General features: G+C 67.3%; 20 protein-coding genes. 10 read left to right on the top strand and 10 right to left on the bottom strand.

Annotated elements, in window-relative coordinates; translation table 11 throughout:
* Positions 1-134: 134 nt before the first annotated feature.
* From ACFVVK_RS18055 to ACFVVK_RS18045, 3 genes are all read right to left on the bottom strand, one after another.
* Positions 135-1214 (bottom strand): ABC transporter substrate-binding protein, encoded by a 1080-nt coding sequence (locus ACFVVK_RS18055; RefSeq protein WP_390270042.1) that lies wholly within the window; start codon positions 1212-1214, stop codon positions 135-137.
* A gap of 97 nt (positions 1215-1311) precedes the next feature.
* A complete protein-coding gene (locus tag ACFVVK_RS18050) occupies positions 1312-2160 on the bottom strand; it encodes an ABC transporter permease (protein ID WP_390270039.1) in 849 nt (282 codons plus the stop codon).
* Complete coding sequence (locus ACFVVK_RS18045; protein WP_390270036.1) at positions 2157-2996, bottom strand: ABC transporter ATP-binding protein; 840 nt, start codon at positions 2994-2996, stop codon at positions 2157-2159. The genes ACFVVK_RS18050 and ACFVVK_RS18045 overlap by 4 nt, the downstream gene beginning before the upstream one ends.
* A 256-nt stretch (positions 2997-3252) precedes the next feature.
* Here ACFVVK_RS18045 and ACFVVK_RS18040 point away from each other — a divergent pair, with 256 nt between their 5' ends.
* The 3 genes from ACFVVK_RS18040 to ACFVVK_RS18030 all read left to right on the top strand — a co-directional run bounded on the left by ACFVVK_RS18040 (position 3253) and on the right by ACFVVK_RS18030 (position 6355).
* Positions 3253-4050, top strand: a complete 798-nt coding sequence (locus tag ACFVVK_RS18040; protein WP_390270033.1) for an IclR family transcriptional regulator — start codon at positions 3253-3255, stop codon at positions 4048-4050.
* Positions 4051-4166: 116 nt separating this feature from the next.
* Positions 4167-5438, top strand: coding sequence for a CaiB/BaiF CoA transferase family protein (locus ACFVVK_RS18035; RefSeq protein ID WP_390270030.1), 1272 nt, complete (start codon positions 4167-4169; stop codon positions 5436-5438).
* The gene (locus ACFVVK_RS18030) at positions 5438-6355 is read left to right on the top strand and encodes a hydroxymethylglutaryl-CoA lyase (RefSeq protein ID WP_390270027.1); all 918 of its coding nucleotides are present in this window, start codon (positions 5438-5440) and stop codon (positions 6353-6355) included. Before ACFVVK_RS18035 ends, ACFVVK_RS18030 begins: the two co-directional genes overlap by 1 nt.
* 15 nt (positions 6356-6370) lie before the next feature.
* Here ACFVVK_RS18030 and ACFVVK_RS18025 read toward each other — a convergent pair whose 3' ends face one another.
* Both ACFVVK_RS18025 and ACFVVK_RS18020 read right to left on the bottom strand, forming a co-directional pair.
* Complete coding sequence (locus ACFVVK_RS18025) at positions 6371-7006, bottom strand: LysE family translocator (RefSeq protein ID WP_390270024.1); 636 nt, start codon at positions 7004-7006, stop codon at positions 6371-6373.
* 17 nt (positions 7007-7023) lie between these two features.
* Positions 7024-8508: an amino acid permease gene (locus ACFVVK_RS18020; protein WP_390270021.1), complete on the bottom strand. Its 1485-nt coding sequence runs from the start codon at positions 8506-8508 to the stop codon at positions 7024-7026.
* Positions 8509-8739: 231 nt separating this feature from the next.
* Here ACFVVK_RS18020 and ACFVVK_RS18015 point away from each other — a divergent pair, with 231 nt between their 5' ends.
* Positions 8740-9711, top strand: coding sequence for an NAD(P)-dependent alcohol dehydrogenase (locus tag ACFVVK_RS18015; protein WP_390270019.1), 972 nt, complete (start codon positions 8740-8742; stop codon positions 9709-9711).
* A 49-nt stretch (positions 9712-9760) separates the two neighbouring features.
* On the opposite strand, the gene ACFVVK_RS18010 is transcribed toward ACFVVK_RS18015, so the two are convergent.
* Together ACFVVK_RS18010 and ACFVVK_RS18005 are read right to left on the bottom strand one after the other, a co-directional pair.
* Positions 9761-10201 carry a protein-tyrosine phosphatase family protein gene (locus tag ACFVVK_RS18010; protein ID WP_390270016.1) on the bottom strand — a complete coding sequence of 147 codons (441 nt, stop codon included), beginning with the start codon at positions 10199-10201 and terminating at the stop codon, positions 9761-9763.
* 35 nt (positions 10202-10236) lie between these two features.
* Positions 10237-10881, bottom strand: a complete 645-nt coding sequence (locus ACFVVK_RS18005) for an SDR family NAD(P)-dependent oxidoreductase (RefSeq protein WP_390270013.1) — start codon at positions 10879-10881, stop codon at positions 10237-10239.
* Positions 10882-11095: 214 nt separating this feature from the next.
* Between ACFVVK_RS18005 and ACFVVK_RS18000 the strand changes: the two genes are divergently transcribed.
* The 5 genes from ACFVVK_RS18000 to ACFVVK_RS17980 all read left to right on the top strand — a co-directional run bounded on the left by ACFVVK_RS18000 (position 11096) and on the right by ACFVVK_RS17980 (position 17487).
* Entirely contained in the window at positions 11096-12058 is a 963-nt protein-coding gene (locus tag ACFVVK_RS18000; RefSeq protein WP_390270010.1) for an IclR family transcriptional regulator, read from the top strand.
* A gap of 267 nt (positions 12059-12325) precedes the next feature.
* On the top strand, positions 12326-14029 hold the full coding sequence (locus ACFVVK_RS17995; protein ID WP_390270007.1) for a urocanate hydratase: 1704 nt from the start codon (positions 12326-12328) through the stop codon (positions 14027-14029).
* A gap of 53 nt (positions 14030-14082) precedes the next feature.
* Positions 14083-15672 carry a histidine ammonia-lyase gene (gene hutH, locus ACFVVK_RS17990; protein ID WP_390270004.1) on the top strand — a complete coding sequence of 530 codons (1590 nt, stop codon included), beginning with the start codon at positions 14083-14085 and terminating at the stop codon, positions 15670-15672.
* Positions 15673-15824: 152 nt separating this feature from the next.
* A complete protein-coding gene (locus tag ACFVVK_RS17985; protein WP_390270001.1) occupies positions 15825-16061 on the top strand; it encodes a hypothetical protein in 237 nt (78 codons plus the stop codon).
* Positions 16062-16179: 118 nt separating this feature from the next.
* Positions 16180-17487, top strand: a complete 1308-nt coding sequence (locus ACFVVK_RS17980) for a cation:proton antiporter (RefSeq protein ID WP_390269999.1) — start codon at positions 16180-16182, stop codon at positions 17485-17487.
* 10 nt (positions 17488-17497) lie between these two features.
* On the opposite strand, the gene hutG is transcribed toward ACFVVK_RS17980, so the two are convergent.
* On the bottom strand, positions 17498-18466 hold the full coding sequence (hutG, locus tag ACFVVK_RS17975) for a formimidoylglutamase (RefSeq protein ID WP_390269996.1): 969 nt from the start codon (positions 18464-18466) through the stop codon (positions 17498-17500).
* A gap of 177 nt (positions 18467-18643) precedes the next feature.
* Complete coding sequence (locus tag ACFVVK_RS17970) at positions 18644-20086, bottom strand: NCS2 family permease (RefSeq protein ID WP_390269993.1); 1443 nt, start codon at positions 20084-20086, stop codon at positions 18644-18646.
* 122 nt (positions 20087-20208) lie between these two features.
* Here ACFVVK_RS17970 and ACFVVK_RS17965 point away from each other — a divergent pair, with 122 nt between their 5' ends.
* The gene (locus tag ACFVVK_RS17965; RefSeq protein WP_390269991.1) at positions 20209-20802 is read left to right on the top strand and encodes a copper resistance protein CopC; all 594 of its coding nucleotides are present in this window, start codon (positions 20209-20211) and stop codon (positions 20800-20802) included.
* A gap of 108 nt (positions 20803-20910) precedes the next feature.
* Here ACFVVK_RS17965 and ACFVVK_RS17960 read toward each other — a convergent pair whose 3' ends face one another.
* A complete protein-coding gene (locus tag ACFVVK_RS17960; RefSeq protein WP_390270051.1) occupies positions 20911-21540 on the bottom strand; it encodes an FAD-binding protein in 630 nt (209 codons plus the stop codon).
* Positions 21541-21600 lie beyond the last annotated feature (60 nt).

Here is a 21600-nt window from a genome sequence, read left to right as displayed (position 1 = left end):
GAGCGCGCTCCACTCGATGATTCACGGCTTAAACGAGACACGGTCGTTGCAACTCCCAAAAATGCTGGGTGTTGCAACGACCGTTAGAACCCAAGTTTCCGGATGGCGGGCCCTTTGTTGCTGTCGCGGCGGTGCTACTTCAAAAAGTCGTTCGTGTAGGTGTCCGCCAGCTTGATGTCCTTGTTTCCGACTTCCGGGTTGGCCACCTGCTGGGTCTTCAGCACGGCTTGGACGCCGTTTTCGGTGAAGGCGCCGTCTTTGCTGAGGGTCTTCTTCAGGTCCTCGATGACCGTGGCGTAAAGAGTCTTGTCACCGCCGGCAAATTTTTCCGGCATCTTTGCGGCGATCTCTTCACCGGAATGTCCGGCAATGAATTCGAGGGTTTTCTTGATGGCCTTGGCGAGCTTGCCCGCGGTTTCCTTGTTCCCGTCCAGCCACTCGGTCTTGGCGTAGAGGCTGGAGGACGGCCACGCGTCAGTATCAAAGACTTCCTTCAGCCCGTCAGCCGAACGGACGTCCTCGAGGATCACTGGGTGGTGGCCTACCCGCTTGGTCAGCACGGACACATCAGGTTCGAGCATGACGGCGGCGTCCACTTGGCCCTGTTCCATGGCCGCCACAGCCGATGAACCGGCGCCGATGGCCGAGACCGCCGCGTCCGTCTTCTGCATGCCGTTCTGGGCCAGGAGGTACTTGATAAACATGTCGGTGGAGGAACCGGGGGCAGTCACGCCCACGTTCTTGCCTTTGAGATCGGCAACGGTTTTAATCTTGCCCTCGTTTTTGGGGGCGACCAGCAGTACCAGGCCGGAGGATCTTCCCATGTCGACGAAGGCTTTGATTTTCTGGTTTTTGGCCTGCATCTGGATGGTGTGCTCGTAGTATCCGCTGGTTACATTGGTGCTGCCGCCGATCATGGCAGTCAGGGCTTTCGAGCCGCCCTGCAGGTCCTGGAGCTCGACGTTCAAGCCTTCCTCTTTGAAGTAGCCGAGCTCCTGCGCGAGCGTGGTGGGAAGGTAGGTCAGCAGGGTCTGGCCGCCGATGCCGATGGTCACCTTCGAACTGTCAGCGCCGCCGGCTGCGGCGCTGCCGGACTGGCCGGGAGGCGCCGCGGCCGGGGCGCCACAGGCGGATAGGGCCAGCGCAACGGAGGCGACAAGGGTGAGCGGCCGGATGATGCCCCGGCCCCTTTGCCGGGCTTTGATTTGTGTCATGGATGGTCCCTTCTGAGCGGTGATAGTGGATCGGTAAGGCCGCGACGCCGGCGCGCTTTACTGGCTGGGGAAACGTCTGGGCCGGGGGCGCGGGTGACTAGGACGACGATTGGACGGCGCGCCAGCGGAGCAGGTGCCGTTCCAGGCGGTTGACGAGGAGATCGATAACCAGCACCACGATCATCAGGATGAACATCCCGGCGAACACGCCTTTGGTATCAAAGACTCCTTGTGCCTGGGCGATGGCGTAGCCCACGCCGGCGGATGCGCCGAGGTACTCGCCCACCACGGCGCCCGTGATGGCGAAGCCCACGCTGATGTGCAGACTGGAGAAAATCCAGGTGAGGGCGCTGGGGATGAAAACGTGGCGGAGGAGGTGCTTCTCGGATGCGCCCAGCATCCGCGCATTGTCGACCAGCACGCGGTCAACGCTCTTAACGCCCTCGAGGGTGTTGAAAAAGACAATGAAGAACACCAGCGTGAAGCCGAACGCGACCTTGGACCAGATGCCCAGGCCGAACCAGAGCAGAAAGATCGGGGCCAGCACCACGCGGGGGAGGGCGTTGAACATCTGCAGGAACGGGTCCAGCAGGCGCTCGAGGAAACGCACGCGGGCAAGGACGAAGCCAAGGAGAAGACCTGCGGTGGCGCCGACGAGGAAGGCGAGGATCGCTTCCTGCATGGTGATCCACAGGTGCGGGAAGACAAAACCCGACGACACCCACAACCAGATGGTCTGGAAGATATCCGTAGGCCGCGGGAAAAAGAACTCGTCCACTATCCCGGCACGCACGGAGAGCTCCCACGCGCCAAGGACTGCGATGGTGAGCAGGAGCTGCGTGCTTCGCATCGCCAGCGGCGACATTTCCGTTCGGCGGGTCCGTCGGCGCGTGCCGCCGTCGAGCGCCGCCGAGAGGCCGTTTTTCTTTGATTCCAGAAGCGTCACGCGACTTCACCTTCTTCCGCCAGAGCAGTTTCGTAGGTCTTTGAAACCTCGACTTTCAACCGGCCCCAGATCTCGCGGTGCAGGGCCACGAATTGCGGGTCATCGCGGATATCGAGCAGGTCGCGGGGCCGCGGGATGTCGATGTCGTAGCTTCCCACGACCGTGCTTCCGGGGCCGGCCCCCAGGATCACCACCTCGTCGGAAAGTGCGATGGCCTCGTCCAGATCGTGCGTGATGAAGACGACGGCCTTGCCTGATTCCTGCCACAGCTGAAGGAGTTCGTTCTCCATGATCTGGCGCGTCTGGACGTCGAGTGCGGAGAATGGCTCGTCCATGAGCAGCACATCGGGGTTGACGATCCAGGCCTGCGCAATGGCGGTACGCTTGCGCATCCCGCCGCTGAGCTGGTGCGGGTAACGGTCCGCGAAATTCTTGAGTCCGACCTTCTCGAGCCATCGCCGGGCCTCCGAATGGGCTTCGGCCTTCGATACGCCGGCCATGGTCAGGCCGAGGCTCACGTTGTCGATGACGGTCTTCCACGGCAGAAGGGGGTCCTGCTGGAACATATATGAGGCCCGCCGGTTTACCCCGCTTACCGGTTCTCCAAAGCTCTTCACTTCGCCAACGCTTGGGTTCAGCAGCCCGGCCGCCATGTTGAGGATGGTGGACTTGCCCGAACCCGTGGGACCGACAATCGACACAAACCGGCCGGGCTCGACTTTGAGGTTGATGTCGCGGACGGCGAAGTAGGTCTCACCCCCTGGCATCGGGAACTGCCTGGTGCACGCGGTGAGCTCCACCGCGTACGTTGACGTGTCTGCCTTTGCAGCTGGCATCGTTGCACTCTCCCCGGCCGTCGCTGGCCGATTGTTCTCGCTGCTGGTCCTTACCGGGTCGGACAGTTGTACGCCGCCCCGCGCCCCCCTGCGTCGGCTCTGACGCGTCGGGCCTGACTTCCATATCGTGGGTTCACCATCATGATGTGGACCCGATGCTAACAGTAACCCCCGTCACACTCAACGATCCGAGAAAGGTGACGTCGTCCGGTCCACCGGTGCCCGCGCCCGCGGCGCAGGCTCATACACTTTGTCTATGAGCCCCAATGAAACCTCGGCCACGCCGTTGTTGGTTCTTCGAAAAATCACGTCCATACTTGAGTCCTTTTCCCTTGCCCAGCCGGAGCTGTCCCTGGCTGAGTTGCGGGCCGCGACCGGGATGCCCCACTCGACCGTGCAGCGCCTTGTGGCAAATATGGTCCAGGAGGGCATCCTGGACCGGCACGGGGACAGGTTCCGTGTGGGGGTCCGGATGGCCCATTGGGCGGCACCGGCCGTCCAGGGGCTCGACCACCTGGAACTGCTCACCCCCGTGTTGCGGCGGTTGCGTGACGAGCTCGGCGAAACGGTCTGCATTTTCCGGGAATCGCAGGGGAAACGGGTGTGCATCGCTCTCGCGGAGACCCGGCGGATGCTCCGGAGAGTGGTTCAGGTGGGTGAGATCATGCCGCTCCACGTCGGTGCGGCCGGACGAGTTCTTCTGGCCTGGAACCCGGAGGTGGCCGAGCAGATCTACCGCTCGGGTCTGCACTCGCTGACCGACCAGACGATCACGGACGCCGCAAACCTGGAGGCCGCCGTCGCCAAGGCCAGAGCGGACGGTTTTGCCATCACCACCGGGGAGCGCGTCTCGGGCGCGAGCGGGATCTCTGCCCCCATCTTCGGCCCGCAGGCCGAACTGTACGGCGCGCTCACGGTCATGGGTCCGGCGCTGAGGATGCCGTATGACGTCTGCGCCTCTTGGGTTGAGCCTGTACTTGCTGCGGCAGAAGAGTCGACACGAAGCATCGGGGGAAGACTTCCGCAGGGAGGCCTACCCACATCGTGGATCTAAGTCCACAATATGAAATGGTCTGGTGCCAGAGAAGGACTGCTCAATAGGCTCCGGGCTAAACGAATCCGCGACGCTGCGACGGATTTTGCCAGCGCCGGCAGAACAGGAGTCCCACAATGGTGAAGGTTTCCGAGGCCGCCCTGCGAGGCGGCGAACCCCGGGCTTCGACCGCGTCCGACCCCCGCCGCGCCGACGGTCCCTTGGCCGGCGTGCGCGTCCTGGAACTCGGGTCCCTGATTGCCGGGCCCTTCGCAGGCCGCCAACTCGCCGATTTCGGCGCGGAAGTGATCAAGATCGAATCGCCCAACCGGCCGGATCCGATGCGGGAATGGGGGAGGGCCCACGTCAACGGGCACCCCCTGTGGTGGTCTGTGCAGTCCCGCGGGAAGAAGTGCGTGACGCTCGACCTGAAATCACCGCGAGGACGCGAACTCTTTCTCGAACTCTGCCGGGAAGCAGACGTGCTCCTGGAGAACTTCCGGCCCGGAACGCTTGAGAACCTTGGCTTTGCCCCCGAGGAACTTTGGAAAGCCAATCCCGGGCTCATCATCGCCAGGGTCTCCGGTTACGGACAGACGGGACCCGACGCGCAAAAGCCCGGCTACGCCTCGGTGGCCGAGGCCCGCGGCGGGCTGCGCTACCTCAACGGCTACCCGGACCAGGCGCCTCCACGCACCGGCATCTCGCTCGGGGACAGCCTGGCGTCGCTCTATGCCCTGCAGGGCATTCTGCTGGCCCTGTACTGGCGGGATGCGCGGGGCGGAACAGGTCAGGTGGTGGACGTATCCCTCGTGGAAGCATGCTTTTCACTCCTGGAGAGCGCCGTGCCCGACTACGCGGCAGCAGGCATTGTGCCGGGTCCCAGCGGATCGGGCCTCAAGGGGATCGCGCCGTCGAACATCTTTCGTTCCAGTGACGGCAAGTGGGTCGTGATCGCCGCAAACCAGGACTCCGTCTTCGTGCGGTTGGCCGCGGCCATGGAACGCCCCGAACTGGCGTCGGACGCGCGCTACAGCAACCACGCGGCCCGGGGCGTGAACCAAGAGGCGCTGGAATCCCTGATCGCCGAGTGGGCGGCAGGCTACAGCCATGAGGAGCTGACAGCGGTCCTGGACCGGCATTCCGTGCCGAACAGCCCGGTTAGCAGCATTGAGGACATCTTCGCGGATCCCCAGATGCGCGCCAGGGGGATGCTGGTGGAAGTGCCTGACGAAGAACTGGGCACCGTGGTCCAGCCCGGGATCGTTCCCCGCCTGACCCGAAGTGCGGGGGGCATCGGCTGGAGTGGGCCGCTAACCCCGGGGTCGCATAACCGGGCGATCTATGAAGGGTTGCTCGGGCTCTCCGATGAGGAATTGCAGACCGCCAGAGATGAAGGTGCCATCTGATGACTGATGTACAGGGCTCACGGGCCGTTTCCATTGTCGATGTCAGTCCCCGGGACGGACTCCAGAACGAGAAGGTGCCCGTCAGTACCGGCGACAAGCTGCGGCTCATCAACGAGCTCATCTCCCTGGGGGCGCGGCGGATTGAAGCGGTCAGCTTCGTGAACCCCAAAAAGGTCCCGCAGATGGCTGACGCCGACGCGGTCATGGCCGGGGTGCCCCGCGATAGCGGTGCCAGCTTTATCGGGCTGGTCCTGAATACGAGGGGTGCCGTCCGCGCGGTGGACGCGGGTGTGGACGAGATGAACTACGTGCTGCCCGTGACGGACGCCTTCGCCGCGGCAAACCAGAACACCACCGTGGCGGCGGCCCTCGATTCCCTGGCGGAAGTATCCTCGATCGCTTCCGCGGCCTCGATTCCGCTCACCGTGACCGCCGCCGTCGCCTTCGGCTGCCCCTACCAGGGCGATGTCCCGCAGGAACAGACCCTCTCGGTGGTCCGGAGCGCATTGTCGCGCGGCAAGCTGGCCGAGCTCGCGCTCGCCGATACCATCGGCTGCGCCGTTCCGTGGCAGGTCGGTGCGCTTTTCACCGCGCTGCGTGCTGAAACCGACGCGCAGTTGCGGGCGCATTTGCACGAGACGCGCCACACCGCCTTGGCCAATACTTACGCGGCGATGGCCGCCGGCGTCGGGGTCTTCGACAGTGCAGTCGGAGGCTTGGGCGGGTGCCCCTTTGCCCCCGGAGCGGCCGGGAACGTCTCCACCGAGGACTTGGTGTGGATGCTGGGGCGGGCCGGGTTCGATACCGCCATTGATCCGGTGCGCGCCACGGAACTCGGCCGCTGGATCTGCGCCAAGGTGCAGACCGCGCCGCGCTCCGGGCTTGCGGGCGCTGGCGTCTTCCCGAACGCGGCCTGAGCACAGGGTGGTTCGCTAGGTCTTCGTGCCCGTCAGCGCCAGCGTGCCGCCCAGTCCGATCATCATCACGCCACCGGTGGTGCTGAGCGCGCCGATCCGCCGGGGAGACCGGGCAAACCAGTGCCGGGCCGTTCCCGCCACGAGGGCCCACGTGCTGTCGGACACCAGTGCGATCAGCAGGAACACCGCGCCGAGGGTGGCGAGCTGGACCGGAATTGCGCCGGCGGAGTAGTCCACGAACTGCGGGAGCACGGCCACGAAGAAGACGATCGACTTCGGGTTGGTCGCGCCCACAATGAATCCCTCCCGGAGCACCCGCGCGGTCGACGACGGGTTGGACGGGTCCGCCGCCGTCGGGCCGCCGCCGCGGTGCCGGATCGCCTGGATCCCCAGATACACCAGATAGGCGGCGCCGGCGAACTTCACCGCGCTGAAGAGCAGGAGGGACTGGGCCAGCACCACTCCGACGCCCAGCGCCACGGCCGCGACCTGCACCAACTCGCCTGCCGCGTTGCCCAGGACGCTGAGCAGTCCGCCCTTGCGGCCCAACGCCAGGGTCCGCCCGATCACGAACAGCACGCTGGGGCCCGGCATGGCGATCAGGATGAGGGCAGCAACGGCGAAGGCCAGGAGGTTAGGGACTGGAACCATGCCTGATCTTAGCCCCGCTACCGGCCGGCAGGCACCTGCGGGAGCTGCGCCGTTTCATCGGCGAGCTCGGCCCGAGCCCGGCCATGACCGCGAACCCAGAGCCGGTAGGCCACCACCAGCACACCGAGCCAGACCGCGCCAACATACAGTGCCACCCGGGTGTCCTCGAAGGCACCCAGAATTGCGATCACGAGGGCCATGAAGGCGATGGTCAGCACGGACGCGGCCGGCCACCAGGGGGACGGAAACTCCGACGCCGGCAGCCCCTTGCGCGCGATTTCGCGTTTCATCGCGACATGGGATGCCAGGATCATGGCCCAGACCCACACGGTGGCGAAGGTCGCGATCGAGGCGATCAGCAGGAAAACATCCTCCGGGATCACGGCGTTGAGGACGACCCCCACCAGCAGGATGCCTGTCATCATCACCACGGTCATCCACGGCACCCCCTGGCGGGATACCTTGCCGAAGCTTGCCGGGGCGTGCCCCTGCCGGGCCAGGCCGAACAGGATCCGGCCGGCGCCGAAGATGTCGCTGTTCACGGCGGAGAGCGCCGCCGTGATCACCACGGCGTTGAGGATGTGGGGCGCCGCCGGAATGCCCAGGCCGCTGAAAATCTGCACGAAGGGGCTGCCGTTGCTGCCGATCCCATCCCACGGGAACAGGCTCATCAGCACGCCCAGGGTCAGCACATAGAACAGCAGGACCCGCACCGGAACGGTGTTGACGGCCTTGGGGATGACTTTCTTCGGGTCGGCCGCTTCGCCGGCCGTGATGCCCAGAGTCTCCACCCCGCCGAAGGCGAACATCACCACCGCGAAGGAGGCCAGGAGGCCTTCAAACCCGTTGGGGAACAGGCCCCCGTGTTCCACGAGGTTGCCCAGTCCGGGCGCCACGGTGGCGCCGCCGGTCTGGAAGCCGAATACGATGATCGCCGCGCCGCCGGCGATCATCGCGATGATGGCCGCCACCTTGATCAACGAGAACCAGAACTCGAGCTCGCCGAAGACCTTGACGCTGAGCAGGTTCAGGGCGGCCAGGAAGAAGATGATGGCCAGCACCCACACCCAGCGCTCCACCTCCGGGAACCAGAATCCCATGTAGATGCTGAAGGCCGTGACGTCCGCGATGGCCACAATCGCCATTTCAAAAACGTAGGTCCAGCCCGTGACGAACCCGGCCAGCGGTCCCAGATAACGGCTCGCGTACTGGCCGAAGGACCCGGACACCGGATGCCGGACCGCCATTTCACCCAGGGCGCGCATCACCATGAACACTGCCGCGCCGCCGATCATGTAGGCGAACAAGACGGCGGGCCCTGCCTTCTGGATGGCGGAAGCTGATCCGTAGAACAGCCCCGTGCCGATCGCCGAGCCCAGCGCCATGAACCGGATATGGCGGACATTCAGCCCCCTGCTGAGGACGGAATCACCGGCTGTGACGGCGCCGCCGTTGCCTGCTTCTGCAGTGGCCGGTTGTGTCGCGGTTTGGGCTTGTTGCATGCGAATACCTTCTCGTCATTGGGAGGGGGATCGCTATCCAGCAGACCATGTTCAGCATCGCTGTGATGAGACTCACGGGCATTTCATGTCTTTGATTTCAGACTGTGGGCCATCGGACTTCATCCTCCGAAGAGGCCGAAACGCTTGACACCGCGCCGGGGTTTCTCTAGTTTCCGGATGTCAGGTGTGTTCACATCGCGGGTTGGTTGCGGGAGCGGCAGGCAGATCACCATGAAAGCGATCGTCCAGGATGTTTACGGGTCCGTTGAAGTGCTGGAACTGCGCGACGTCGAAGCTCCCGTTCCCGGCGATGACGACGTGCTGATCCGGGTCCGGGCCGCCGGCGTCGACCCGGGCGTCTGGCACCTCATGACGGGACTTCCGTATCTGACCCGGGCCATCGGGTACGGGCTTTCGAAACCGAAGACACGCATCCGGGGCCGTGCCGTGGCTGGCCTGGTGGAGGCAGCGGGCCGGAACGTGGTCGGCTTCCGGCCGGGCGATGAGGTGTACGGCACCTGCGACGGATCGTTTGCGGAATACGCGTGCGCGAAGGAGGCCAGGCTCGCGCTGAAGCCGAAGAACCTCAGCTTCGAGCAGGCTGCCGCCGTCCCGATTTCCGCCGTCACTGCACTCCAGGCGCTCCGCGACGTCGGCAAGGTCCAGGCCGGCCAGGAGGTCCTGGTTATCGGCGCGGCAGGCGGCGTCGGCGCGTATGCGGTGCAGCTCGCCAAGGCGTTCGGGGCGCAGGTGACGGGGGTGTGCAGCACTTTGAAAACGGACCTGGTCCGGTCGATCGGCGCGGACCACGTCATTGACTACAAGCATGATGACTTCGCGGACGGGGCCAGGCACTTCGACCTCATCGTGGATACCGCTGGCAACCGTCCGCTCTCCGTCCTCCGGCGGCCACTAACGCCGAAGGGAACGCTCGCCATCGTCGGCGGGGAGGGCGGAGGGCGGCTGACGGGCGGCTTTGAACGCTCGCTGGGCGCGGGGCTGCTGTCAGCGTTTGTCGGCCAGCGGCTCAAGGGCGTCATGTCGGACGAGCGGGCGGAGGACCTGCGGTTCCTCACCGGGCTCATCGAAGCCGGCACGGTGACCCCGGTCGTCGGCAAGTGCTACGCCCTGGCCGACGCGCCGGCGGCAATCCGGGACGTGCACGACGGCCATCTCCGCGGCAAGGCCGTCGTCGTCCTCTGAGATGCGGCCCGCGGCTTCTGGGCGGGAAGGTCCCGCGTTGGCAAACGGGTCACGCCTCCTGAGGCCTGAAGCGGGCCACGTACCGGCGCTGCCCGGGCGTCTCCACCGTCCGCCGGCGGTAGTTCCGGCGCACGTATGTCACTGCCTGCTCCGGCGGAACCCCGTCCAGGATGGCGATGCAGGCCAGGGCGGTGCCGGTTCTGCCGATTCCGCGCATGCAGGCGACCTCCACCCGCTCGGACTCCGCCCGGCGCCAAGCTTCCGATAGTGCGTCCAGGGCGTCGGCCTGGTCGGCGGGCAGCCGGAGATCGGGCCACCGCACCCAGCGGAATTCCCACGACGCGGCCGGCGGCGGCTTGCCCAGCAGGTACACGCCGAACTCGGGGAGCGGCCCGGGCGGAAGCGGATAGTGCAGGCCGCGGCCGCGGATGCACCGGCCGGAGGGCAGAACCAGGACACCGGCCTGGGACGCCTCCCACGTATCCTTCATGATCCAGATCGTAGTCTTTCCTCCGCCGCTTGGCTTCAGCGGTACCCCGTCGCGTCCGCCGGAAGTCCCGCTTCCTGCACCTCCACCAGATACCGCCAGCAGTCGGGCTGCGAGCCGTCGACGTCGGTGAAGCCGTACTCGCGTGCCAGCCCGCCCGAGGAATACGAGCCGCCGCTGCGCCGATGCAGGTCAGGGTCCCGGGTCCCGTCAGTCATCTCCACCACCAGGCCGCCGGGCCGGCGGATGAGCAGCGGCAAGGCGAAATGACTGGTGATCAGATGCGTGTCGACGGCGCCGCGAAGCATCCGCAGACCGGCGGCCAGATCGTGGGCCCACAACGGCGTGCCCCACTCGATAAGGTCTTCGCCGCCCCAGATGTCGTTCACGAGGATATCCAGCCCGCCTTGCTCCGCGTCGATCCGCTGCACCAGGGCCTTCACCTCTGACGGCACCAGGTGGTCGACGGCGGCGGCGATCCCCGTCCCGCCGGCGGCGGTGACCAGCTGGGCCGTCTCCTCTATTGTTTCCGGCCGGCCATAGTCGGACCGCCGGCCGGACGTCGTGCGGCCGGTGCAGTACACGACGGCTCCGGCCTCGCCGAGGGCGACGGCGGTGCCGCGGCCGGCGCCGCGCGTGGCTCCCGCCACCAATGCCACTTTGCCCGACAGTACCGAAACCATGCCTTCCTGCCTTTCCGCGCGAGACCTCTGCCGTCGAAACGCCTTCAGGAAACACTGGCGGGGCCGCAGGGGATAGGGGCAGAAGGCCCGCGGCGCCGCCCTCGCAGTGTCCGGAGTCCCAGACACTGCGAGGGCGGGTGGTCTACCCGGGACGAACCGCTGGGCGCATGCTTAAGTACGGGATACCGGACACTGCCCGTTTTGAAGAGGAGCCATGCCAGCCACCAGCACCACCTTGAGCCACCCGTCCGCCTCCGCCGCAGCAGCGGCTATGGCCGGAAACACAGGCGGAAGCGCCCCCGAGTCCGCAGTCGAGGCCGCCGTCGGGACCGCCGTCGAAGCCCCGACCGGGGCGGCGGCAGCGTCCGCCCCCAAACCTGCCAGCAGGAGCGCCGGCGTCAAGCCGGCGTCGAAAGTGCCGGCGGCGGAGAACACGCTGCGCATCCTCAAGCTGCTGGCCTCCCGGCGCGGGCCGATGGCGGCGTCGAACATCGCCACGGTGCTGGGCCTGCCGCGCTCCAGCGTCTACCACCTGCTCGGCGTGATGGAGGCGAACGGCTTCGTGCTGCACCTGCACGAGGAACAGCGCTACGGCCTGGGCATCAGCGCCTTCGAGCTCAGTTCGGCCTTTACGCGCCAGGAGCCGCTGTCCCGGCTGGGCCGGCCCATGCTCGCCGCGCTCGTGGACGTGATCGGCGAAAGCGCGCACCTGGCCGTGCTGCACGGCCGCGATGTGCTTTACATCGTGGAGGAGCGGGCCAAGAACCGGCCGTCCCTCGTGACCGACGTCGGGGTCCGGCTGCCCAGCCATCTGACGGCGAGCGGCCGCGCGATACTTGCCGCGCTGCCGAAGTCCCAGGTTCGGGCGCTGTACCCGAATGCCGCCGCGTTCACTGCCCGGCACGAAACCGAGTCGCCCATCATGAAGTACTCCGCACTGTCCTCGCATCTGGACCAGGTCCGGCAGCGCGGCTACGCCACCGAACACGGTGAAGTGACGCCAGGTTTCGGCTCGATCGCGGCCGCCGTGACCGACCACGTCGGATGGCCCACCGCCGCCGTCGCCGTGACGTTTCTCGAGGAGAAGCTGCCGGCCGAGGACTGGCCCGCCCTGGCCGCGCGCGTGCAGAAGGTCGCCAACGAGCTTTCGGTCCGGATCCACGGTCGCCCGGCCTGACCCCGCCGCCCCCGTTGCGCCATCGCTTTAGGGCTGCCTGCCACCCGCCCGGCTAAGTCAATTTGTCGGAGCAACGGGGGGAGGGGCGGGGTCTGGAATCCCGGACAGCACCGGGCTGAACCTCCTGTCTCCGGCGCTGCAGACAGGCTTTAGTTGATACAGAACCACTTCCCGCGAACACCACGTCCCGCGAACACCACGTCCCTCGAACACCACGTCCCTCGAACACCACGTCCCTCGAACACCACAGCACAGAAGGAGCCCCTCATGGCACCCGCCGATTTCACCACCGGTGCCCGCCCGGTCAAGGCAGCCCGCGGCACCGAGCTCACCGCCAAGAGCTGGCAGACCGAAGCCCCGCTGCGCATGCTCATGAACAACCTGGACCCTGAGGTCGCCGAGCGCCCGGAGGACCTCGTGGTCTACGGCGGCACCGGCCGCGCCGTCCGCAGCTGGGCCGCCTTCGACGCCATCACCCGCACCCTGGAAACCATGGAAAAGGACGAGACCCTCCTCGTCCAGTCCGGCAAGCCCGTTGGCGTTTTCCGCACCAACGAGTGGGCCCCGCGCGTCCTGCTGGCCAACTCCAACCTCGTCGGCGACTGGGCCACCTGGCCCGAGTTCCGCCGTCTCGAGGCCGAGGGCCTGATGATGTACGGCCAGATGACCGCCGGCTCCTGGATCTACATCGGCACCCAGGGCATCCTGCAGGGCACTTTCGAGACCTTCGCCGCGATCGCCCGCAAACTCACCGGCGACGAGAACGGCACTCTTGCCGGCACCCTGACCCTCACCGGCGGCTGCGGCGGCATGGGCGGCGCCCAGCCGCTCGCCGTCACCCTGAACGACGGCGCCTGCCTGATCGTCGACGTCGACGAGACCCGCTTGCGCCGCCGCGCGGCCAAGCGCTACCTCGACGAGGTCGAAACCGACCTCGACGCCGCGATCGCCAAGGTCCTGGCAGCCAAGGAGGAGCGCCGCGGCTGGTCCGTGGGCTACGTCGGCAACGCCGCCGAGGTGTTCCCGGAGATCCTGCGCCGCCACAACGCCGGCGAGCTCACCGTGGACATTGTCACGGACCAGACCTCCGCCCACGATCCCCTGAGCTACCTCCCCGAGGGCATCACGGTCGAGGAATGGCACCGCGAGGCCGCGGCCGACCCGGAGGGCTTCACCAAGAAGGCCCAGGCCTCGATGGCCAAGCACGTCCAGGCCATGGTCGAGTTCCAGGACGCCGGCGCCGAGGTCTTCGACTACGGCAACTCCATCCGCGACGAGGCCCGTAAGGGCGGCTACGACCGCGCCTTCGAATTCCCCGGCTTCGTCCCGGCCTACATCCGCCCGCTGTTCTGCGAGGGCCTCGGCCCGTTCCGCTGGGTGGCGCTCTCCGGTGACCCCGAGGACATCGCGGTCACGGATGCGGCCATCAAGGAGCTCTTCCCCGAGAACAAGCACCTGCACCGCTGGATCGACGCCGCCGGCGAACGCGTCGAGTTCGAGGGCCTGCCGGCGCGCATCTGCTGGCTCGGCTACGGCGAACGCGCCAAGGCCGGCCTGCTGTTCAACCAGCTCGTCAAGGAAGGCAAGGTCAAGGCGCCCATCGTGATCGGCCGCGACCACCTCGACTCCGGCTCCGTCGCCTCCCCGTACCGGGAAACCGAGGCCATGGCCGACGGCTCCGACGCGATCGCCGACTGGCCGCTGCTCAACGCCCTGCTCAACACCGCCTCCGGCGCCACCTGGGTGTCCATCCACCACGGCGGCGGCGTCGGCATCGGCCGCTCCATCCACGCCGGCCAGGTCTCCGTAGCGGACGGCACCGACCTCGCCGCGCAAAAGCTCGAACGCCTCCTCACCAACGACCCCGGCATGGGCGTTATCCGCCACGTCGACGCCGGCTACGACCGCGCCGCCGATGTCGCCAAGGAACGCGGCGTCCGCATCCCCATGACCGAAGGAACCAAAAAGTGACCATCCCAACGACCTCCCTAACCTCGCAAGCTCGGCCAGTTAACCCTGGTCGCGTGGCCCCAACCCACGAACCGCTGACCGTCACCCTCGGCTCCAGCGGCGTCACCCCCGAAGACGTTGTCGCCGTCGGACGCCACGACGCCAAGGTGACCATCGCCCCGGAAGCCCTCGACGCGGTCGCCCGGGTCCGCGCCCACATCGACGACCTCGCCCACAGCGACGTCCCGGCGTACGGCATCTCCACCGGCTTCGGGGCGCTGGCCAACCGGCACATCCCGGGCGAGCTGCGCACCCAGCTGCAGAAATCCCTGATCCGCAGCCACGCCGCCGGCATGGGCCCGGCCGTGGAACGCGAGGTGGTCCGCGGCATCATGTTCCTGCGCGCCAAGACCCTCGCCTCCGGCCGGACCGGCGTCCGCCCCGTGGTCCTGCAGACCATGGTAGACGTCCTCAACGCCGGCATCACCCCGGTGGTCCGCGAATTCGGCTCGCTCGGCTGCTCCGGGGACCTCGCGCCGCTGTCCCACTGCGCCCTCGTCCTCATGGGCGAAGGCGAGGCGACCGGCCCCGACGGCACGCTGTACGGCAGCAAGGACGGCCGTCCGGTCGCGGAGCTCCTCGCGGAGCACGGGATCGAACCCGTCACGCTGGCCGAAAAGGAGGGCCTGGCCCTGGTCAACGGCACCGAGGGCATGCTGGGGATGCTGCTGATGGCCATCGCGGACATCCGGCAACTGCTCACGACGGCGGACATCACCGCCGCGCTCAGCGTCGAGGCGCTGCTCGGCACGGACCAGGTGTTCCTGCCCGAGCTGCACGCCGCGCTCCGGCCGCACCCGGGACAGGCCGCCTCCGCGGACAACATGCTCCGGGTCCTGTCCAACTCCCCGATCGTGGCCTCGCACCGGATCAATGACACCAAGGTCCAGGACGCGTACTCGCTGCGCTGCGCACCGCAGGTGGCCGGCGCTGTCCGGGACACCGTGGAGCACGCGGCCCTGGTCGCCTCCCGGGAACTGGCCGCCGCGATCGACAACCCGGTGGTCCTGCCCGACGGCCGCGTCAGCTCCAACGGCAATTTCCATGGCGCCCCGGTGGCCTACGTGCTGGACTTCCTGGCCATCGCCGTCGCGGACCTGAGCTCCATCGCGGAGCGCCGGACCGACCGGATGCTGGATCCGGCGCGCTCGCACGGGCTGCCCGCCTTCCTCGCAGCGGACCCCGGCGTCGACTCGGGCCTCATGATCGCCCAGTACACCCAGGCCGGACTGGTTTCGGACAGCAAGCGCCTGGCCGTGCCGGCGTCGGTCGACTCGATCCCGAGCTCCGCGATGCAGGAAGACCACGTCTCCATGGGCTGGCACGCGGCGCGCAAGCTCCGCAAGGCGGTGGAGAACCTGCGCCGCGTGCTGGCCGTCGAACTGGTGGCCTCGGCACGCGCGCTGGACATCCGCACCCAGGTCTCCGGGGGCGAACTCACGCCGGGCCCCGCCGGCACCGCCGTGATCGCCGCGCTGCGCGACGTCGTCGACGGTCCCGGAACCGACCGGTTCCTGTCGCCGGAGCTGGAAGCGGCTGACGCGCTGGTGGCGTCGGGCCGAATCCGGGCGGCGGCCGAATCCGCCGTCGGAAATCTCGCCTGAAAGGAAACAAAGTGCACGGGAGCTGAAGAATTCCCGGTGTTCCCGAAATCTTCGGCAACACGGCCTTCGGGAGCACGGGATGTGTAGTACAAATGGAAAGTCCACACCGACGAAGTTGTGGCAAAGAACACATACAAAGGGGTAATAGTTCTATGAAAGCACGCGGCACGGTACTGTCCAGGCGCCTTGCATCAGCAGCGACGGTTTCCGACTGGAGCGGCCTTCGGGCTGGCGAACGGGTCGAAATCGTCAAGCACGCACAGGTCATTGCGGCCGGTGAGGTCGAAGAGGTCTCACTGAGCGGAAATGTGCTCTGGCTGGTCCCGGCCGGGCCGTCCGAAACGCAGCTTTTCCTGCAGTCCGACGGCGTGCAGGTGCGCCGTAGCTGATCGTTACCGGCTTTCCACCCCGCACGCGGGTATGTTCTAGAGGAGGGGCGCCGTTCCGTTGGGGACGGCGCCCCGACTCATTCCCGGGAGACCGGGCCGCGGGCAGGAGGGAAAGCACGTGTTCGAGGTGACCAGTATCGTGTTCGCGGCGGCGGGCTTGGCCGTCTTGGCCGCCGCAGTTCTGCCGAAGCTGCTGCGAAACGCGCCGCTGTCCATGCCGATGGTGTTCCTCGCCGCGGGGATGCTGGCCTTCACCTTCATCCCCGGCCTGCCGGACCCGGATCCTGTGCAATACGCGGACTTCACCACGCACCTGACCGAGGTGTGCGTCCTCATCTCGCTGATGGGCGCCGGGCTGGCCCTGGACCGCCCGGTCGGGCTGCGCCGGTGGTCCACCACCTGGCGGATGCTGGGCATTGCCATGCCGCTCTGCATCGTGGGCCTGACCCTGCTGGGGCTGGGGGTCCTGGGCCTAGGCCTCGGTGCCGCCCTGCTCATTGGCGCCGCGCTGGCACCTACCGACCCGGTCCTGGCCTCCGAGGTGCAGGTGGGTGAGCCGGCCGACGACGAGGGTGAGGCCGAGCGCGGCGAAGACGAGATCCGGTTCGGACTGACCTCCGAAGCCGGGCTCAATGACGGCCTGGCGTTCCCGTTTGTCTATCTGGCCATCGCCATCAGCCTGGTCGGCGCGTCCCCGTCCGAGTGGTTCGCGCCCTGGTTCGCCGTGGACGTGCTCTGGCGGATCAGCATCGGCGTTCTCCTGGGCTTCGCGGCCGGAAAAGCGATGGGCAGGCTCTTTTTCGCCGCCCGGCACGAAAGTATCCGGCTCTCCAACCACTCGGAGGGCTTTGTGGCGCTCGCCGCGACCTTCCTGGCCTACGGGGCGGCGCAGATGCTCGAGGGCTACGGGTTCGTCGCAGTCTTCGTCTGCGCGGTGACCATCCGAGCCGCGGAACGCACCCACGGCTTCCACCGCGTGATGCACTCCTACGTGGAGCAGCTCGAACGGCTCATGACCGTGGTCATCCTGGTGCTGCTCGGCGGTGCCATCGCCCGCGGACTGCTGGCCGGGATCGGTTGGGCAGAGGTGCTGGTGGCGCTGGCCTTCCTCCTGCTTGTGCGGCCGCTCTCCGGCTGGCTGGCGCTGGCGCGGGGCAAGACCGGCACGCGGGAGCGGATTGCGATTTCCTTTTTCGGCATCCGCGGTGTCGGCTCGCTGTACTACGTCGCCTTCGCTTTGGGCACGGGAAACTTCGCCGCGCAGGCGCACGAGCTTTGGGCCTTGGCGGGGCTGGTCGTGGCGATGTCGATCGTGCTGCACGGCGCCACGACGGCCCCGGTGATGAACCGGCTGGACCGGTTGCGCCAGCGCAGGGCCCTGGAACAGCACGGCGACGAAGGGGAAGCTCCCCGCACCGCCGTTTAGCCCGCCCGCGTTACCCGAGCAGCGTGGTGATCAGCCGCGCGGCCACCTTGGCGGTGCGGGCGTCGATGTCGAACTCCGGATTCAGCTCCGCGACGTCCAGGTGCAGGAGCTTCCCGCTGGCTGCCACCTGCCGGCACACGGAGCTGATCACGGGCAGCGGCACCCCGTAGGCGGCCGGGGCGCTGACACCGGGAGCCACCGAGGCCGGCAGGACGTCCAGGTCGATCGTCAGGTACAAGGCATCCACCTGCGCCAGGAACTCCGCCACGAAGGACTGCGCGGCCTCTGCCGTACAGTCCTCGTCCAGCAGGTAGTCCACGCCCAGTTCCTCTGCGGTCCGGAACAGTGCCCGGGTGTTGTTCGGCTCGGAAATCCCGACGACGGCGTAGCGCAGTTCGCGGCCGGCGGCCGCTTCCGCGCGGGCCATCTGCAGGAACGGCGTCCCGGAGCTGGGCACGGGTTCGTCGCGGAGGTCGAAGTGGGCGTCCAGATTCAGCACGCCGACCCTCAGGCCCTCGCGCACGGCCGCCGACCCTGCGACGCCGAGGTAGCTGGCGAACGCGGTTTCATGGCCGCCGCCCAGCACCACCGGCAGCTGCCCGGCGTCGATAATCCGGGATATGGCCTGCCCGGCACGCGCCTGGCCGGCCTCCAGGGACCCGTCACGCACGGTGACGTCCCCGGCGTCGAGCACGTCCCGGCCGGAGTGGAAGGCGAGCGGGCCCAGGGCGGCCCTGATGGCGGCGGGCGCGGCCGCGGCGCCGGGCCGGCCCTTGTTGCGGCGCACCCCTTCATCGCTGCCGAAGCCGAGTATGACGGCGGTCCGGCTGCTGAATGGGGCCGGGTGCGCGGCCGCCGACGCCGGTGGAGCGTAGGCAGTCACGGCCTGCCACCAGCGCCGGTGCTCGGCGCCGTCGCCATCGAACCTTCCGGTCCAGGGCAGCGGGGGAACGTCGACGAAGAGGGCGGCAGTAACCATGGTCCTAGCTCACCGCAGCCGGCGCCCGAAAACCAGCGGCTCCGCCGTCGTCGTGTCCGAAATCCCGGAAAACCGCGTTTAGCGGACGTTAAACAGGGCCGAGACGGTAGTTCATGATGGCGTTTTCTACAAACACCACCGGGAACTGCCGTCTCGGCGGAGGGTTCTCGGCAGGACTCAGTGGATCCCGAGCGCGGCCTCGATCGGGCCGATCGCGAAGAACAGGAGGAACGCCGCAGCGACAGCCCACATCAGCGGGTGCACTTCGCGGGCACGGCCCTGGAACAGGCGGATCAGCACGAAGCTGATGAAGCCGGCGCCCAAGCCGTTCGCGATCGAGTACGTGAACGGCATGAGGGTGAAGGTCAGGAAGGCCGGGATCGCGATGCCCCAGTCCTGCCAGTCAATCTTGCCGACCTGCGAGACCATCATGAAGCCGACAATCACCAGGGCCGGAGCCACAGCTTCGAACGGCACGAGGTTGATCAGCGGGGTGAAGAACATGGCCACGAGGAACAGCAGGCCGGTGACGACCGATGCCAGGCCGGTGCGGGCACCTTCACCGATGCCGGCGCCGGATTCGACGTAGATCTGGTTCGACGAGACGGAAGCTCCGCCGCCAACGATTGCGCCGAGGGCGTCCACCTGCAGCACGCGGTCGACGTTGGGGATGTTGCCGTCCTTGTCGATGGTGCCGGCCTCGGTGGCCAGGCCCACCATGGTGCCCATGGCATCGAAGAAGATGCTGAGCAGGATCACGAACGCCAGCAGGGTGGCCGCGACGAAGCCGAGATGCTCAAAGGCGCCGAAGGGGTTGGCCTTGCCGATCAGGGACAGGTCCGGCGCGGTCCACTCGGAGAACTTGGGCGCGACGAGGGACCAGCCCTGCGGGTTGTGGGTCTTGCCGTCGAAGCTGGGGCCGATGTGCAGGATGGACTCCAGGATCACCGACAGGATGGTCGAGGCGACGATGCCGATCAGGATGGCGCCCTTGACCTTGCGGACCACGAGGGCGATGGTGAGGATCAGGCCGAAGACGAACACGAAAGTGGGCCAGCCCACCAGCTTGCCGTCAAAGCCGAGCCCGACCGGAACGGTGGTGCCGGCGACATCCGGGATGCGGCGCACGAAGCCCGCGTTGACGAGACCGATCAGGGCGATGAAGAGGCCGATGCCGACCACGATCGCGGTCTTCAGTCCCTCGGGAACGGCCTTGAACACGGCGGTCCGGAAGCCGGTGAGGACCAGGATCAGCATGGTGACGCCGGAGAGCATCACGAGGCCCATCATGTCCGGCCAGGTGAGGCCCGGGTTCGTGGCCACGGTGACCGCGACAAACGCGTTGACGCCGAGGCCGGTGGCCAGCGCGAAGGGATGCTTCGCCCACGCGCCCATGAGGATGGTGAGGATGCCGGCCACGAAGGCTGTGACAGCGGCGACGGCGGGGAAGCCGAGCGTCGCGCCCGTGGAGTCCGGTCCGGCGAGGATCAGCGGGTTCAGCACCACGATGTAGCTCATGGCGAAGAACGTGGCGAACCCTCCGCGAATCTCGCGCGAGACGTTCGAACCCCGCTCGGAGATCTTGAAATACCGGTCGAGTTTAGAGTCCTGCTTGAGCATTAGACCTTGCATGAGTCCTCCGGGAGTGATGGGTGTTGCCTTATATCTTATTGGGCGCCCCGCGGACAACCCCGCGTTTTCGCCTAGTCTGTAAGGAAGACAACACTAGGAGTAGCCTGCCCATGCGCCTGATCAGACAGTTCAGGGGTGTCCTGCTGGGCGCCATCGTCGCCGCCGCCGTTCTGCTGGGAACCGGAGGTCCGGCGTCGGCGCACGACACCGCGGAGTCCACCAGCCCTTCCTCCGGAGCAACTCTCGCGGCGCCGCCGGAGAAGGTTTCGGTCACGTTCAATCATAATCCGCTGGCCCTGGGGTCGCAGATCGTGGTCAGCAGCGCCGCGGGTTCCAACTGGGCGGACGGTCCGGTGGAGATCGTCGACAACGTGGCCTCGCAGAAGCTCAAGGCCGGTGCCCCTGCCGGGCAGTACACCGTGCAGTGGCGGGTGGCCAGTTCAGACGGCCATCCCATCGAGGGCAGTTTCACGTTTACCGCAGCGGCGGCTGCCCCGGGCGCGACGGCGGCTGCTGCGGTTCCCACGCTCGGCACCCCTCAGCCGGGCACCACACAGGCGCCCACCCCGGCGCCCGACGCGTCGCAGCCGTTTCCCTGGAGCGTCATGGGCTTCGTCGCCGTGGGCATCGGCATCCTGGTGGCGCTCGCCCTCATGGCCAAGCGCCGCCTCACGCCGGACGCGGGCAGCGACACTGAAGACTGAAGCGACACTGAAGCCTGAACACCAACGCGGGGTCACGTAGCCCCCGTTCAGGGCCCTCCGTCGTGCCGTATGCGGCCCCATTCGCCTCTGGAAGACGTTGCCTCTGGGCTAGACCGAGGCAGCCAGGGAAAGGGCGCCGGGCAGGAGCGCGGGCCGTCCGTCCGGGTAGACCTTGGCGGAGATCGCCTGCCCCACTACCTTGGCCTGGCGCAGCACTTCCTTCGGTGTGGGCGTGATGAGCTCGCCGACCCCCACGAGATACATCCCCAGGGCATGCATCGCCGCCATGACATTCCGTCCGGCGGCCATGCCGAGCTCCGAGAGCATGCGGCGCAACTGGCTGTGAGCGCAGCGGGTCAGGACCAGATGATCGGCCAGGAGGACCCCGCCCGGGGTCTGGACGGCCCACTGCCCGGCGGAGGACCCGCCGGTGCCGGCGTCAAGGTGGTCCAGCTGCAGTGCCCGGATGCCGTTGCGCACGTCGAGCTTGTGGCTTGCGGCGTAGTTGCGCAGATGCCGCAGGATTTCGTTGCGCTCTTTCAGGCTGGCGGCATCAGCCGCGTCGCAGCGCTGGAGCGAGGAAGTGTTGGCCGGGTGACCGGCGCCCAGGAGATCCAGGCCGTCCACAATGATGGATGCAACACCGCGGCGCTCGAGCTCGCTGGCCACAGCCAGGCCGGAGAGCCCTGTCCCGATGACCACGGCCGTGGTCCGCTCAATCCCGCCGCACAAAGGCATGCTCGACACTGCAGGGTCCTCCTCGAAATGGCGCCAGTCGTGGGGCAATAGCCCCGGCGC

The sequence above is a fragment of the Arthrobacter sp. NPDC058192 genome (assembly GCF_042883665.1).
GTDB lineage: Bacteria > Actinomycetota > Actinomycetes > Actinomycetales > Micrococcaceae > Arthrobacter.
This window is presented reverse-complemented; position numbering and strand designations above follow the sequence as displayed.